Origin of the sequence: Pseudoalteromonas prydzensis (assembly GCF_001661495.1) — a bacterium.
Taxonomy (GTDB): Bacteria; Pseudomonadota; Gammaproteobacteria; order Enterobacterales; family Alteromonadaceae; genus Pseudoalteromonas; species Pseudoalteromonas prydzensis.
In genome coordinates this window covers 590,953-607,619 of sequence record NZ_BDDT01000001.1, presented here as the reverse complement: position 1 = coordinate 607,619, position 16,667 = coordinate 590,953, and the positions used below count along the sequence as shown (strand labels likewise).

At 40.0% G+C, this 16,667-nt stretch carries 13 protein-coding genes; 5 read left to right on the top strand and 8 right to left on the bottom strand.

The window, feature by feature from the left end:
- The first annotated feature begins 11 nt into the window (after positions 1-11).
- The 3 genes from A7968_RS02495 (at position 12) to A7968_RS02485 (ending at position 1,524) form a co-directional block, all read left to right on the top strand.
- On the top strand, positions 12-509 hold the full coding sequence (locus A7968_RS02495) for a chalcone isomerase family protein (protein WP_064664986.1): 498 nt from the start codon (positions 12-14) through the stop codon (positions 507-509).
- Positions 506-1,039, top strand: coding sequence for a DUF3833 domain-containing protein (locus tag A7968_RS02490; protein WP_064664985.1), 534 nt, complete (start codon positions 506-508; stop codon positions 1,037-1,039). The genes A7968_RS02495 and A7968_RS02490 overlap by 4 nt, the downstream gene beginning before the upstream one ends.
- 209 nt (positions 1,040-1,248) lie before the next feature.
- On the top strand, positions 1,249-1,524 hold the full coding sequence (locus A7968_RS02485; RefSeq protein ID WP_064664984.1) for an HU family DNA-binding protein: 276 nt from the start codon (positions 1,249-1,251) through the stop codon (positions 1,522-1,524).
- A gap of 67 nt (positions 1,525-1,591) precedes the next feature.
- Here the strand turns inward: A7968_RS02485 and ilvN are convergent, their stop codons facing one another.
- Positions 1,592-2,089, bottom strand: coding sequence for an acetolactate synthase small subunit (gene ilvN / locus A7968_RS02480; protein ID WP_064664983.1), 498 nt, complete (start codon positions 2,087-2,089; stop codon positions 1,592-1,594).
- Positions 2,089-3,813 (bottom strand): acetolactate synthase 3 large subunit, encoded by a 1,725-nt coding sequence (locus A7968_RS02475; RefSeq protein WP_064664982.1) that lies wholly within the window; start codon positions 3,811-3,813, stop codon positions 2,089-2,091. Before A7968_RS02475 ends, ilvN begins: the two co-directional genes overlap by 1 nt.
- Before the next feature lie 562 nt (positions 3,814-4,375).
- Here A7968_RS02475 and A7968_RS02470 point away from each other — a divergent pair.
- Positions 4,376-7,387 (top strand): immune inhibitor A domain-containing protein, encoded by a 3,012-nt coding sequence (locus A7968_RS02470; protein ID WP_064664981.1) that lies wholly within the window; start codon positions 4,376-4,378, stop codon positions 7,385-7,387.
- 61 nt (positions 7,388-7,448) lie between these two features.
- Here A7968_RS02470 and A7968_RS02465 read toward each other — a convergent pair whose 3' ends face one another.
- The 6 genes from A7968_RS02465 to A7968_RS02440 all read right to left on the bottom strand — a co-directional run bounded on the left by A7968_RS02465 (position 7,449) and on the right by A7968_RS02440 (position 14,604).
- On the bottom strand, positions 7,449-8,456 hold the full coding sequence (locus A7968_RS02465) for an isocitrate dehydrogenase (RefSeq protein ID WP_064664980.1): 1,008 nt from the start codon (positions 8,454-8,456) through the stop codon (positions 7,449-7,451).
- Between the two features lie 345 nt (positions 8,457-8,801).
- Positions 8,802-10,490, bottom strand: a complete 1,689-nt coding sequence (locus A7968_RS02460; protein WP_064664979.1) for a hypothetical protein — start codon at positions 10,488-10,490, stop codon at positions 8,802-8,804.
- 10 nt (positions 10,491-10,500) lie between these two features.
- Positions 10,501-10,884: a DUF3192 domain-containing protein gene (locus tag A7968_RS02455; RefSeq protein WP_064664978.1), complete on the bottom strand. Its 384-nt coding sequence runs from the start codon at positions 10,882-10,884 to the stop codon at positions 10,501-10,503.
- Between the two features lie 69 nt (positions 10,885-10,953).
- Positions 10,954-11,727, bottom strand: a complete 774-nt coding sequence (gene xni, locus A7968_RS02450) for a flap endonuclease Xni (RefSeq protein WP_064664977.1) — start codon at positions 11,725-11,727, stop codon at positions 10,954-10,956.
- Between the two features lie 14 nt (positions 11,728-11,741).
- On the bottom strand, positions 11,742-13,085 hold the full coding sequence (gene ppnN, locus A7968_RS02445; RefSeq protein WP_064664976.1) for a nucleotide 5'-monophosphate nucleosidase PpnN: 1,344 nt from the start codon (positions 13,083-13,085) through the stop codon (positions 11,742-11,744).
- A gap of 40 nt (positions 13,086-13,125) precedes the next feature.
- Positions 13,126-14,604 (bottom strand): GGDEF domain-containing protein, encoded by a 1,479-nt coding sequence (locus A7968_RS02440; protein WP_064665360.1) that lies wholly within the window; start codon positions 14,602-14,604, stop codon positions 13,126-13,128.
- Positions 14,605-14,879: 275 nt separating this feature from the next.
- On the opposite strand from A7968_RS02440, the gene A7968_RS02435 reads away from it, so the two are divergent.
- The gene (locus tag A7968_RS02435) at positions 14,880-16,664 is read left to right on the top strand and encodes a M61 family metallopeptidase (protein ID WP_064664975.1); all 1,785 of its coding nucleotides are present in this window, start codon (positions 14,880-14,882) and stop codon (positions 16,662-16,664) included.
- Positions 16,665-16,667: the final 3 nt, after the last annotated feature.

The following is a 16,667-nucleotide window of genomic DNA, read 5'->3' as shown; positions in this document are numbered from 1 at the left end:
CAGGATCCGTTATGCGTAAATCTATCATTTCTGTACTAAGTATCCCTTTGTTATTGTTATCAATGAATAGCATGGCAATTGAGTTTAAACAGGTAGGACAGAGCCGTTTTGAGTATTATTTTTGGGATGTCTATGATGCAAAGCTTGCCACTCCCTCAGGGCAGTACCAGTTTGGTCAACATCCGAGTAAGTTATCGTTAACTTATTTAAGGGACTTTGCAGCCAAAGATATTGTTAAGGCTACCAACGAGCAATGGCAACATTTAGGTAAAACAAACTTGATCGGTAAGTACGATCAAGAACTGCTTGCTTTATGGCCAGATATAAAAGAAGGAGAAACACTTTCATTTATAACTGATGAGCAAGGTGACGGCACCTTTTATCATAATGATTCTAAGCTTGGTGGAATTGATGACAGTGAGTTTGATGATAACTTTTTAGCTATTTGGCTATCACCACAAACGTCTGAACCAACAATGCGTAAACAATTAATCGGGGAGCAAAAATGAAAAAGCTAACGTCAGTCTTCACACTATTTTTTTGTTTTTTATTAGTCAGCTGTGTTGCTCCTGATGTGGAGCATTATCAAGGCAGTAATCCTGAATTTAATTTTAAGCAATTCTTTAATGGCAAATTGAAAGCTTATGGCGTTGTGCAGGATTACAGCGGCGAATTAACCCGTAAGATGGTCGTTGATATGAACGCTAGCTGGGATGGCAATCAGGGGGTGATAGAAGAAGATTTTGTTTATGATGATGGTGAGACTCAGCGACGAGTATGGAAAATCACCTTAAACGATGATAATACACTTACGGGTACCGCGTCTGATGTCATTGGTATTGCCAAAGGAAGCAGTAATGGTAGTGTATTTCATTGGCAATACACCCTCGAATTACCTTACCAAGACGACACCATTGAAGTGAATTTAGATGATTGGATGTACTTGGTAACACAATCGCGCTTGATTAACCGCACTGCTATTGATAAGTTTGGTATCGAGGTCGGGGAAGTGACCTTAGTTATCGAAAAAGTGGAATGATAAACAAATTGTCATATTGATTTACTAACAAAGTGATTTTATTCACTGTTGGTTAATGTTTAAATCAATATTTATTTGGGCAATTATTTAAAATTTACTCATTTTTTAAGAATTTACGTAAAAAAGGCAATTTGCTGTTGCCAATCCTTAAAAAATGCATAAAGATAGGTTTTGCGAAGGCAAAATAATAACGAATAGGAATTTAACAAATGAATAAAGCTCAATTAGTTGAAAAAATCGCTACTGATGCAGAGATCTCTAAAGCAGCAGCAACACGTGCACTTGATGCATTCACTGGTGCTGTTACCTCTTCTTTAAAAGATGGTAATTCAGTTGCACTAGTTGGTTTCGGTACTTTCTCTGTAAAAGAGCGTGCTGCACGTACTGGCCGTAACCCACAAACTGGTGCAGAAATTCAAATTTCAGCGGCAACTATCCCAAGCTTTAAAGCGGGTAAAGGTCTTAAAGATCAAGTTAATCCTTAATCGAGTTAATTGATTAATTAAAAAAGGGCTAATTAGCCCTTTTTTTGTGTCCGCGATAAATCTTGATTTAGGCTTTTAACGCTTTATCACCACGACCAATGCCAACAGCACCAGAGCGTACAACTTCGACTATGTCTGTTTCATGTCGCAGAGTATCTAAAAATGATTCAATTTTATCAGTGCTACTCACAAGCTGTAATGTATAACTGTTACGTCCCATGTCTAAAATAGCACCTTGAAACACATCAACAACTCGCGTTACAGCGGCACGTTTAGTTTCATCTTGGGCAAATACTTTAACTAATAACAGTTCACGCTCGATGTGTGCCATTTCCGTCAGATCAATAATTTTCAATACATCGACTAACTTATTCACCTGTTTGGTGATTTGCTCCACCACGCGGTCATCACCCATAGTGGTGATGGTGATCCGCGATAACGAATGATCGTCGGTTGTGCCTACGGTTAAGCTATCGATGTTGTAGGCGCGTTGTGAAAACAGGCCTACGATGCGCGATAGCGAGCCAGGCTCATTCTCAAGTAAAATAGATAATATACGGCGCATTATGCTTTCACTCCTTTACGTAACCACATGTCATCAACGGCCCCAAGTTTAATTTGCATTGGGTAAACATGTTCATTTTCATCAACTAAAATATCTAAAAATACTAAACGATCATTTATCGCCATTGCTTTATCAATAGCAGGTTGTAGCTCTTCAAGCGTGTTAACGCGAATGCCTACATGACCGTAACTTTCAGCAAGCTTGACGAAATCCGGAAGTGATTCCATATAAGAAGATGAATGGCGACCACCATAAACCATATCTTGCCATTGACGAACCATACCAAGCGAGCGGTTATTCAGTGACACCACTTTTACCGCTAAGTTATATTGCAAACAGGTTGATAGTTCTTGAATGTTCATTTGAATCGAACCATCGCCGGTTACACACACTGATTCTTTATCTGGAAAGGCAAGTTTTACCCCCATTGCAGCTGGTAAGCCAAAGCCCATAGTGCCAAGCCCGCCTGAGTTTATCCATTGACGCGGGTTTTTAAACGGGTAGTACTGCGCTGCAAACATCTGATGTTGACCAACGTCAGAGCTAATATAAGCATCGCCATTGGTGGCTTTATAAATTGCCTCAATGACCGCCTGTGGCTTAATTTTGTCGCCTTCATGGTTGTAGCTTAAGCATTTTTGCTCACGCCAACTGATGATTTGACGCCACCAATCTTCTTGCGCACTACGATCAATTTTGAGCGGGCTGTTATCGATTGCCGTCTGTAATTGCTCAAGTACCGTGGATAAACAACCCACCACAGGTATGTGCGCTTTAATGGTTTTAGAAATTGAAGTCGGATCAACATCAACATGGACTATGGTGGCGTTCGGGCAGAACTTTTTAACGTTATTGGTTACCCTGTCATCAAAACGCGCACCTAATGCTAAAATCACATCCGCATTGGCCATCGCTTTATTTGCTTCAAGACTGCCGTGCATACCAAGCATGCCAACGAAATTAGGATGCACACCGGAAATGCCCCCTAACCCCATTAAGGTATTAGTGATTGGTGCATTGAGTGACTCAACTAAGTGAGTTAACTGCTCTGAGGTATTTGAAATAACAATCCCGCCGCCGGAATAGATGACTAATTTCTTTGCCTCTAAAATAGCCGTAACTGCTTTGCGAATTTGTTTTGGATGGCCTTTGGTATTTGGGCTGTAAGTCCTAAGCTCGGTTGTTGCAGGGAAATTAAAATCAAATTTCAGTGCCGGATTTAACATATCCTTTGGCAACTCTACAACTACAGGGCCTGGACGGCCTGTGCTGGCAATGTAAAAAGCTTTCGCTAAAATGGCCGGAATGTCTTTCGCGTTGCGACAGTTAAAACTATGTTTAACAATAGGTCGAGAGCAACCAACAATATCGGTTTCTTGAAACGCATCATCACCAATTAAATTAGTGGGTACTTGACCAGATAACACTACCATTGGAATTGAATCCATATAAGCCGTTGCAATGCCAGTAATGCAATTAGTCGCACCAGGACCTGAAGTGGCTAAAACAACACCTACTTCGCCGGTAGCGCGAGCATAGCCATCAGCCATGTGGGTTGCCGCTTGTTCATGGCGCACTAAAATATGCTCAACATCATCTTGTTGAAATAATGCATCATATAAATCTAATACTGAGCCACCAGGGTAGCCAAATATATATTTTACCTTCAATGCTTTTAATGCCTGAACAACTAGTTCGGAGCCATTATATTGTTGTGTACTCATCCTCATTCCTCTGCGTGCCTAATACCTTTGTTAAAATAAAGAGCAGAGTAGCTTCACTCTTCTCACTATTTAATCGCAATGGCATTGTATTTTAAATGCATAAAAAAACCCCCGCTGAAAGCGGGGGTTTTTAAAAAGCGTGTTCACCTTCTAATACATCCCCGCTGGGCTTAAGACTAAGACCAGTACGAGTACATTGACAAGGTGACGTTGAATATTCATAGCGCTATTTTTCTTCTATTTGTGCTGTTATAAATTATTTAATGACTGATCTCATTGCGCTACTAAAAGAACACAATTCATTCACTAATTTTAATACCCTTATTTTTAAAGCTTTTGCTATTCGATGTCAACCGAGAATGTGCAAACTTGCATTAAATTTGCAAATTAAATGTATTTTTATTTTAAAGTTGCTTTAATTTGTAATTAAAATGACAAAAACAAAAGAAATTATGCGACTTTTCGTAAGTAAACCATTTGTTCGTTCATCACGTAAAATAACATGTGCGTTGTGAAATTGTTCGCTATGATAGCAACAATAAAATGGTAAACAGGTGATAAAGTGAAATACGCCCCATTGTTCCTTGCCTTGATCTTGGCATCGTTAAGTCAATCGACTGTGGCAAAGCCGCAATCAAGTAGTCCAACAGACATTGGAATAATCAATAAAGAGCGGATCCTCTATTGGTTAGATAAGCGCGGGCAACTTGATGGCCAGCCAGACTCGCATGTTGTGTTAACTGATTATATTGGTCACGGTGGTACGCACCTTTTTCATCGCCCGCGTACACCAGCAATATTAAATCAGCAGCGAGTTATGCAAAAGCGTATGGCAAGCATGTCTGCACAGCTACCTAATGCGCAAAAAAACACCGTTAAGGTACTCGCTATTTTAGTTGATTTTCCTGATCTGCCGCATGACGAAAACGGCTTAGTGGCTGCTGATACTGATATGTACTATACAGACTACAGCATTGATCACTATCAACAAATGTTATTCGCAACCGCTGGCTATACAGGGCCTGAGCAACAAACGTTGCAAACTGCATATCAATATTATCAGCAAGCTTCAGGGCAAAGTTTAGCGTTCACAGGTAAAGTGTATGGCTGGGTCAGAGCTGATAATGAGGCTAAAACATACGGCGCACGCCAAGGTGAAAATAATGATATAGATGCCCCCAGTTTAGTACATGAAGCGGTAGAAAAAGCGGTAGCCCAGTTTAACATCAATTTAGCCGATTACGATTTAACAGATCTCGATGATATAGATGGCGATGGTATAACTAATGAGCCTGATGGCATTATCGATCATGTCATGATTTTTCATTCGAGTGTGGGTGAAGAAGCCGGTGGTGGTTTACTTGGCACCGATGCAATCTGGTCTCATCGCTTTTATGTGTACGATGAAAATAATCAACCAACTGCGGTTGCGGGCAGCGCAACACGTTTATTTGGTTATACGATCAATCCTATTGATGCTGGAATAGGCGTGGTAGTGCATGAGTTTGGTCATGATTTAGGTTTGCCTGATGAATATGACTTAACAGGGAGTAACCTTGGTGAGCCGGTGGCGTCATGGTCAGTAATGTCGGGGGGCAGTTGGGCAGGGGCTCCCAGAGGCTCACAGCCTGTGATGTTTAGCCCCTATGCTTTAGAGTATTTGCAAAATCGTTATCAGGGTAATTGGCTTAATCAAAAAAGTATTACCTTAGATGAAGTTGCCACCAATAAACAACAGGTATTACAGCACAGTAGTGGTACATCAACCCAGCTGAATCAGCTAAAAGTAACATTACCCGTTGCATTGGAGCCATTTTATGATGCGGTAGAAGGGCGCTTTCAGTATCACTCTGGTAGCGGTGATAATATTGCTAATAGTATGACGTTTACTATTGAACTACCCGCAAGTTCGCAGCCTACTTATCTTGATTTAACTGCGTATTACAGTATTGAAGTGGATTATGATTATGTTCAAGTACTGGTAAATTCACAGCCAATTGCTTCACAATATACTGAAACGGACAATCCATTTTATGGCGATATTGGACCTTATATCACAGGCTCATCAAGCGCTAAACCAGGTAGTCAGCATCCGAATAATTATTTATGCCATCGCTTTGATTTGTCAGACTTTGCTGGGCAGACTATCACCATCAGTTTTACATACCAAACTGATATTTATACAAATTATTTTGGCTTTGTGGTTGATGATTTAAGTATTAGCCAAGGTAATACCTTAGTTTGGCACGATAATGCAGAGCAACCATCGTCTGCACAATTAGCTGGTTTTAGTCGTGTTGGTGCTTATATTTATGCCAAGCCACAGCACTACTACTTACAATTACGAAGTTACTTTGGCATAGACAGTGGCCTGCAAGTTGAGCAGTATTCGCCAGGTTTATTACTGTGGTCTGCTAATGAAGCGTTTACCGATAACAATGTTCCGGAGCACCTAGGTGAGGGAATGATACTGGTTGTGGATGCAGATCAAAGTAGCATTAATCGCGGCTCAACCGACAGTCCTGCAAACACCACGATTCAATTACGGGATGCGGCGTTTAGTCTTTATGATCAGCGCCAAGGTCTGGGTGATCAGCGACTTGCAGGGATCACCGAGTTTGATGATCGTAATGATTACAGCTTTGCCCCGCAACCGGCATCTGGCGTAAAACTTTCGCCCTATGGTTTTAATTTCTCTATTGTTGATCAAGCTGTTGATAATAGTTCAATTGAATTGAATTTAGGCTATACACCACAATCTGGGATCACTGTGGTAACTAATGATCTTGAAGCGAACTTTGAAATTAATGGCATGACGTTTACCCCGACTGATAGTTTTAACTGGCAGTTTGGAGATGGTCAAAGCAGTGAAGAATTAAGCCCTAGCCATAAATTTGCCGACTACGGTAGCTATACCGTTAATTTTACCCGTACTAACGAACAAGGCCAACAGTTTGCAGAAGTCACGACTTTTCAGTTGTTAGAGCCATTATCGATTCAGAAAATAGAGACTAGTGTAGATAAAGGAAATGTAACTGCACAAGTCACTATTTCTGGCGGGCAAGCACCATATAGTTACAGATGGCAACTTGGTGATGGTTCAACGGCTACTGGACAAAATATTAGTCATAGTTATCAACACAGTGGTGACTACACAATAAACGTAACCGTAACGGATGCTAACGATGCAATGCAGTCTTTTGTAACATTAGTGTCTGCACAGGTTTTATTCGCCGCGCAGGCTCAGTATAGCGCAAACGATTTACGGGTTAATTTTAGCAGTGATGTGCAAGGTGGTTTTAATAACTATGCTTATAGCTGGAACTTTGGTGATGGCAGTGTTGTCAGTGAGCTTGCCAACCCTTCTCATACATATACCCAAGCGGGAAGTTACACTGTGACTCTGACAGTATCTAATACTTCTCCAAGCGGTATTGAAGAAATATTGCCACCGATTCTGCTTACAGTGACAGTGCAAAAACAAGCGGCTAGTTCAGGATCCAGCGGCGGAAGCTTATTTTGGTTGCTGCTAGTGCTACTGCCAGTGAGCTTCTTGCGAAGGAAAATACGATAAAACAAGGACAAAAAAGCCAGTCGAAACTGGCTTTTTTATTAGCGATTATTGTTCGTTGTAATTATAAACGGTCAATAACAGCTTGTGTGAAATCAGTCGTACCGTGGCTGCCGCCTAAATCGCGTGTAGTACGGTCGCCAGTTCTGATCACGTCAGCAACAGCACTGCGGATACGCTCTGCTGTATCGCCCATTTCTAAATGCTCTAACATTTGGATAGACGCTAGAATTACAGACGTTGGATTAGCTAAATTTTTACCTGCAATATCCGGTGCGCTTCCGTGAACGGCTTCAAAAATGGCGGCATCTTCACCAATATTTGCACCCGGCGCCATACCTAAACCACCAACAAGACCTGCACATAAATCAGATAAGATATCACCAAATAAGTTTGTAGTAACAATAACGTCAAACTCTTCTGGACTCATTACCAGTTTCATACAAGTTGCATCAACAATCATTTCAGTTGATTCAATTTCAGGGTAACGCTCAGCTACTTCACGGGCAACTTTAAGAAATAAACCTGACGTTGATTTTAAAATGTTGGCTTTATGAACTGCGGTTACTTTTTTACGGCCTTCACGTACAGCAAGTTCGTATGCAAACGTAACGATTTTTTCAGCACCTTCACGGGTGATCATAGACATTGCTTGTGCTTCATTACCATCTTCAGAGGTTATTTGGCCTAAACCTGAATACATACCTTGGGTGTTTTCACGTACCGTGATGATATCAATATCTTCATAGCGTGCTTTAGTCCCAACAAATGATTTTACTGGGCGAACATTGGCGTATAAGCCAAATTGTTTACGTAAAGTTACGTTGATTGACGTAAAACCTTCACCAACTGGTGTAGTTAGTGGGCCTTTTAATGTAATTTTATTACGCGCAATAGTATCAATAGTCTCTTGTGGCAATAATTCACCGGTTTTCTCTAGGGCTGCAAGACCTGCATCAACGAATTCATAATCAAAATCGCACCCTGCGGCTGTTAAGATCTCAAGGGCTGAATCAATAATACTCGGACCGATGCCGTCGCCTTTGATCACTGTGATGGTTTGTTTGGCCATGAACTTTTCCTATTACGAGTTAGAAATGCACGTAAATATGTCGCATTATTATACCAATCGGCTTAAATATTTAACCATTCTAGCGTGCTAAATAAAGCGCTAACTGCGTTATGAATTTATCAAGTAGAACAACTACATGTCGAAATTTATGCCTTGTTATCACTCTATTTATCTGTCGCTATAAATGGCTAATAACTTAACACGATTGGTATTAAGCGATTACTTGTTAGATTATTTACGTGAATGAGTTTGAAAATGTAAGCGGCTTTTATAGCAATTTATTCAACTTTTTGCCAGTAAAACCCACGAAAATGCACTAAATTAGTCACAATGTCTAATAAGTATTCATACACTGTTACTTAAACCTAAGCTGGGTAGCTCGTTATAAAATTGTTCGCTTGATTGCCAATTAAGGCGTTTTAGTACCCGCTCTAAAGTATCAGTTTGCCAACTACTTTGTTTTGCATCTGGCTGAAATACATGTGTAACGATGAGCTTTATGGCAACCCATAGTTGCGCCTCTGCTGATAAATGTTGTTTTTGTTGTTGCTCTGCATCCAATAGCGCTTGTGTCCATGGGTTGTCGCCTAGCAGCTCAAGTAAATAATCAGTTAGCTGATCACTATCATAAGTAGTTACGCCAAATAACCACGCAAATGGCATGCTTACATCACTTTTTAACTGTTTTTCATACAATGTTTTACGGCTGATAGTGGTACTACAATACTCAATTAAATAATTTACATAGCCATAAATGGGTAAGGCAAGATGTTCAAACTGATTATGTTCATCATGACTTATTAGAAGATCTAACAAGCGGATAATTGCCTGTAACCGAAATTGGATATGCTGCATCAGTGGGTGTGCATGGTGACTAACTAGCTGATCAAACAATACTTGTTGAATGATCGCTGGCGCATTATATAAACCAACCATCGATAAACAATGACGTAAATCTTTACCGGCTAAGTGCTCTTTGTTGTAAGGTTTTACAGCTTCTCGCAGTAATTCAACGGTTGTAGGGTGATGATTAAGTAATCTAGCAAGTGCACTGTATGAATATTCTTGTTGTACTTTAACTTGGCTTATCAACATTAATAACTGCTGTTTTTCAGCGTTTAGCGCTTCAACAGGTAATGCGAGATGTTCATTAAACCATACGCTGAATAATAATCGCTTATCTTGGCTTGGCCGTTGTTTTGAATTCGATGCTAACTGGGCTTTTACACTATACCATTTAGATTTGTGTTGCTCATTTAATGCAATTAACAAATGACGTTGCCGTGAGTCCTCGCCAATATAAGTAAGTTGCTGATCATGATAATGTACCAAAGAGCCCGGCAAGTAGGGACCAAGGTGAGCAATTAACGCTTTTAATGCCTGTTGAGCAAAAAGGTTAGGGGTGCGGATATAAATATCAGCCACCGCTTTGTAAATATTAATATGATCATCTTGTGTGCGATAAGTTATGTTCATCGCAATAATATTTGCCAATGCAACTAAGGTAGTGCGTCCATCGTAAATCATAATTTTTGGTGTGCTTAACAACGCCTGCTTATATTTATTTAAACGCGATAAAATACCCGCAATATGCTCTGTGGGTACATTAGCCGACTGTAGTAATTTTACCGCTAGCTGATGACGCGATTGCCACTGTTTTTTCTCTTGTAAATTTAATGGTTGGCGCAGTGCCAATTTATTGGTTTGTGTTTGCACACATAAATAATTGGTTAAACACACACAAATAAGAAGTTGTGTGATTTTACTGTCGTAGTTTAACGAACGGCACAAAGCACTGATTATAACGCATTGATTGACTACTAAATTTGTTGTGTATCCGTGGGTGTCGAGATACAGAGTCAGCTGTGCTTGCATTGCATTTGGATGCGAACTATAGAGTTTATAATACTGCTCAGCGAGTTGACTCAAAAGCGGATAAATCTGTGGCCATTGGCTCTTATTATGATAAAACCGCAATGCTTGATGAGTTTTTTCAAAAAGGCTGGCAAGATCGTGTGCGCAGGGACTATCCATAGTTAATCAATTATCCATGTTGCTCGTATACATCAAATGCACTGGGTCCCCACAAAATTAATTCACCATTTTTAAACAGCAAACCAGTACATTCATCCATTGTAGTGATCCCATCTGACTTGACATGCTGCGTACGGTAAAAAATAATTTGCCATACTTGTTCGTTATCACGTTTAGCGAAAGTGAGATCGGGGCTGCCTAAATACTCTAAAACAGTGTTTAAGGTAGTTGGCGTTTCTATACTTAACTTAGCGATATAACGTTTATTGAATGCTTCTCGGTCTTGCCAGATCATCGCCTGCGGATCATCTTTATAAAATGTAATGACTAACGTAGCGATCAAGGCATATACACCTAAACCTAATATGAGATAGCGAAAAACTTTCTTAAACATTTTACACTCTTACACTGAGACTTAAATTGAGTATACGCATAGTTCAAATTCAGTGCTATGAGAATGCGATTAATTGAGTCTTAACTGCTTTAAACTAAAGCCTAAATTAATATCTGTACGTAAAGCAACCAAATGTTTAGAGGTAATATAGTCACCCATACCTGCGGCTAACTTTTTACGTACTGCAGGTGATAACGTCTCATCTTCAGTAGCTTGTGTAATATCCGTATGTTTGCTGATAATTTCTATAGCTGTTTTAGTGCCTATGCCTTTAATACCGGGAATATCGTTGGTTTTATCACCGGCCATAGCCCAAAAATCTATTAATCTTGATTGCTCAACACCAAAACGTTGTTCGATAGATGCATGATCTAAATAGTCTTTTTTAAAATAGTCATACACATTAATGTAACTATTTAAGCTAGGTAAAAAGCCCTTATCGGTAGAAACAATAGTGCTATACAACTTATTTTCAGCCATTTTATGGGCTAAGGTTGCAATGATGTCATCGGCTTCATCATTAACTGGCGCAAATACCACAATACCGGTTTGTTCAATCGCTTGTTTAAATTTATCCAATGCGTTTCTTAGTGTAGTTGGCATCGGTGCGCGACTACTTTTATACTGTGCGTAATAATGATAACGCCAGCTTTTATCGCCATCAAATACAGCAATTGCATGGCTTGCTTGGGTAATTTTGATGAGTTTTTCACAGGCATGAGCCACCCGCGCGCAGCAGGTATTGATCATTTGTTCATCACTGCCTTTATTTTGATTACTATCAACTGCATAGATGCGCCTAATTAAATTAAGCGCGTCTATTAAAAGTAACTGACCTGACACGACTATATTAGCCCTTATGCTTTAACTTCATAACATGGAACATACTTACTCCCAGGAAGTTTCATTCTTCCTTGCTCAACAAACGCTTGTAGCAGTCTATCCATTGCCTTCATTAAAGCTGGTTCACCACTTATCACAAATCGACCACGCTGTTTAATGGCTTGAATACCTTCGTCTTTTACATTACCGGCAACAATTCCGGAAAATGCGCGCCGCAGGTTAGCGGCAAGCAATTGCTTTTCTTGGTCTAAGTGTAGGTCAAGTCCAGCCATGTTTTCATGGGTGGGAGCAAAGGGTTTTTGAAATTCATTGGCGATTTTTAATGTCCAATTAAAGTAATAGGCATCACCTTGGCTTTTACGGTAATCGCGCACATTTGCCATCGCAGATTTTAGTTTTACCCCAACTAATTCAGGGTTATCAATGATCACTTCAAATTTATCTAGGGCTTGTTTACCAAGCGTCATTTCAACAAATTGACATAGCTCAATGAAGTAGTTCTCACTTTCTTTAGGGCCAGTTAGAATAACCGGTAATGACTGTTTGGCGTTGTCTGGATGCAGTAAAATACCTAATAAATATAATAATTCTTCAGCAGTACCCGCGCCACCGGGGAAAATAATAATAGCATGGGCAGTACGTATGAAGGCTTCAAGACGTTTTTCAATATCGGGAAGTATAACCAGCTCATTGACGATTGGATTTGGTGGTTCTGCTGCAATAATACTGGGTTCAGTTAGACCTAAATAGCGGTTGTTGGTATTTCGTTGTTTTGCATGGCCAATTGTGGCGCCTTTCATTGGGCCTTTCATTGCACCTGGGCCACAACCTGTACAAATATTTAAGCCGCGTAGACCTAATTCATAACCAACTTGTTTTGTGTATTTATATTCAACTTCATTGATTGAATGTCCTCCCCAGCAGACAATCATACTCGGATCGCTATTAACCTGAAGCGCCGCCGCATTACGCAACATGTCAAACACCATATGGGTAATGGCTTTTTGTTCGCTTAAATCTTTTTCATACTTTTGACAGATAAATAAAATGTCACGAATAACAGAGAAAATATGCTCGTGAATACCAGTGATAATTTCACCATCTACAAACGCAGTTGCAGGTGGGTTGAGTAGCTCAATTTTAATGCCGCGTTCGCGACTGAGTAGACGAATGTCAAAATCTTCGTATTTGTTGTAAATCTCTGAGCTTGAATCTGTGTGGCTGCCCACATTAAGAACCGCGAGAGCACAATTTCTGAATAACTTATACCGCTCACTGGTGGATGATTGCTCTAATAAATCAACTTCGAGTTGCGACAGTAAATCTAACACACCTGTCGGGTTTAACTGTATTAACATAGGCATTCTCCTTGCTTTTAAAAGCAGTGGTCGGTCGCTATTATTTATTGACACATAAACGGTCACGACCGGTATTTTTTGCTTTGTAGAGAGCATCATCTGCGCGGTCAAAAGCACTCAATGGCGTGTCGCCTTTTTTAAACTGAGTGGCGCCGATTGAAATCGTTATCTCTACTTGTTTATCTTTAAACTTAAACGGAATTCCTTTCACCGCTTTTCTTAGTTTTTCAAGAGGCTGGCTGGCATATTCTAATGACATACCAGGCATTAATAATACAAATTCTTCACCGCCATAGCGGGCGATAAAGTCAGACTTACGGATCGACATTTGTAACGCTTTGGCGATCACTTGCAGTGTTTTATCACCTGCGCTATGGCCGTATTTATCATTAATCGATTTAAAGTGATCAACATCAATCACAACTAATGTAACATCTGATTCTTGTACTGCAAATAAATGAAACTCGTGATTAAACCGTTCATCAAACGCTGCCCGATTAGGTAATTTTGTTAAGCTATCAATTAAGCTTTTGAAACGCTGTTCATGTAAACGTTTTTTATATTTAGATAGTTTAGTTTCCAAGCTGTTAATACGTTGATTGATCCCTTGGAAGTTGTTCAATAACATTTCTCGATCTTTTTGTTCAAGACGTTCTTTTTCTATTAAGTCTTGGCTTAACGATTTTAATTCGTTGTCAACGAGTGCTTTTAATGCTGAAATTGACGTGGCATTTTGGGTTTGTGCCGTTAGGTTATTAATTTTACCTTCAATGCGTTTGTTTAGTTCATCAAACTCAGCGCCCATTGCTTCAGAGTGTTTACTGGTAGCGACAATTGAATGATGTAGTTCTTCAAGAGTTTGATTTAATGATACTAAAAAGCTTTGTGCAGATTGACGTTCTTTACTGATATTACCGGCAATAATTTTAATAATGTCAATTGCGGAAGCCAATAAATCATCGACTGAATCGGTCTCAGAAATATTATTTTTAATCGTTTTTACTTGCGCTGCAGCTTCATCTTCAAATACTAAATCATTGGCTAAATTAAGCAGTTCTTTAGCAAGAGCTGGCTGCATCGGTGCTTGTTGCGCGACAGGTATCGTGAGCTTAACTTGTAATGCCTGATGGTAAATAGTTACTAAGCGATTAAGCAGTGGGATAAAATCCCGAGTTGATTGTACGTTATTCAGTTCATGGTCGAGTAGATGACGTAAAGTCCTGCGCGCATCATCGGGTAAGCCTTTGGTTTTTTGCAGTAATTTACCTGCATCAAGGACGCTATTGTGCAGTTCGCGTTGATGTGTTGCTTGTTGGGCCTCTTGGCTTTTTAGCAGTGCGAGAATGTCATCAATGAGCGGAGCGAATAATTCAAAATCCACTCCTTTAGTGAGGGCGCTGCGAAACTTTGCTAAGCGGTTATCAAGTTCGATATCCATGCCTTTACAACTTAACGATAATTTTGCAGCAAAGTTGCTCAGTGTGTCTACTTGATGTTTCCGTGCGTGTTCAACAACCATTCGAGTATCAATGGCTTGTTTAAGTTTTTTATTTAAAACTTCGAGCTGTTGTGACACTAATAGTTACCGCCATTGATTAAAACGTTTTATAGCCCTAAGTTTACAACAAAAATTGCACAAATGTAGTTACTAAGTCAAAAACTTAGCTTTTGTTGATGATTTTTATTCATCGAACCTATCTAGGCGTGAATTTATCGCTTTTAATTCACATTTATCATCATCGTTGTTAGGCTCAAGCACAATAAAATTACTGGATATTAGAATTAAGAGCCTTTATGAAAAAGTTTTTAGCTTTGTCGGTATTAGCCGCATTATCTCAATCGGTATGGGCCGATGTTAATTATTCACTTGCTGTAACTCAGCCTGAGCATCATTTAGGCGATGTGAGTGTTGAATTTCCGCAAACCGCGCAAGCACATCTTGATGTAAAATTACCTGCGTGGCGCACAGGTCGTTACGAAATTTTAAATCTAGCTAATGGGGTGCGTTTTTTTGAGGCTAAAGACGAAAATGGTAAAGCATTAAAATGGGAAAAAGTGGATGCCAGTACATGGCGTGTTCACCTTGATGAGCCAACCGAAGTAAATATTGATTACCAAGTTTACGCTAACGAGCTTGGCATGCGTGCACGTCATATTGATGACAGCCATGCATTTATTGATGCATCAGGCTTTTTTATGTTCAGTGAATCATTCCGCCAAGAACCGGTTACCGTCAAACTTGATGTGCCAAAAGCATGGCGTTCAGTCTCAGGGATGGACAATGCAGGATCAAAACATAGTTTTAAAGCCGCCGACTACGATGTATTAGTGGATTCACCGATTGAAACAGGTATCAACGAACTCCATAAGTTTGCCGTAGATGGCCGAGATTATGAATTAGTGATCTGGGGCGAAGGTAACTACGATGTTGAGCAAATGCTTACTGATCTTAAAAAGTTAGTAACTACCGGCAGTGTTATTTGGGATGACTACCCATATCAGCGTTATGTATTTATGGTGCACGCTACATCAGGGGCTGGTGGCGCAACAGAGCACATAAACTCGACTATTATTCAACGCCCACGGGATCGTTTTGGTTCGCGTGAAGACTACCTTGCGTTCATTAGCACCGCAGCCCACGAGTTTATTCATACTTGGAATGTAAAAGCATATAGACCAGAAGGTCTAGTACCATACGATTATACGCATATGAATTTTGATAAGTTACTGTGGATTGCAGAAGGCTCAACCAGCTACTTTGAAGATCATCTAATGGTGCGTTCAGGTATTTCAACCACGGATGAGTTCCTTAAAACCTTAACGAAAACGGTTAACCGTCATTTATTAACACCGGGGCGTGAAGTCCAAAGTGCCACAGCAACCAGCTTTGATAAGTGGATTGGTCAAGGTGGTGATCATGCACGCAACTACAGCACCAATATCTATTTAGAAGGTTCATTGATTTCAATGGCTTTGGATATCGATTTACTTGATAAAAGCCAAGGTAAGCAAAGTTACCGTGATGTACATCGTGCACTTTATAATAAGTATAAAATGCCGCATGGCTTTAGTGCAACAGACGTTAAAAACATCTTAAAAGACCTAACAGGGCGTGATTACAGCCAATGGTGGGCAACGAATGTTGATGCCCCAGCTGCTATCGATTTTGATGCTTTGTTTGCAAAAGTGGGTTTAGAGTTAGTACGTCCTAAAGGTGCTAAAGCGGTTGCCAGTATTGATGCGAGTGCAAAAAATAGCGGTGAGTTACTCACCTTAACGCATGTAAGACGTGATGGCGCAGCATGGCAGGCGGGTTTAACGACGGATGATAAAATTGTCGCTATTAATAAAAAGCATGTTGGCAAAGATTTAACATCAAGCTTAGAAACCTTCAAAGCAGGCGATAAAGTGACCATAGATTTTATCCGCCGTGATGCGCTACAAAGCAGCACTTTAGTGCTCAGTGAAGACTTTGATAAAGACAAAAAGCTGGTTGCCAATAAAGATGCAACAACACAACAAATGGCGTTATTTAAAGCATGGATGGGTGTTGAGCACCCAAATCTAGCTAAAAAATAACGG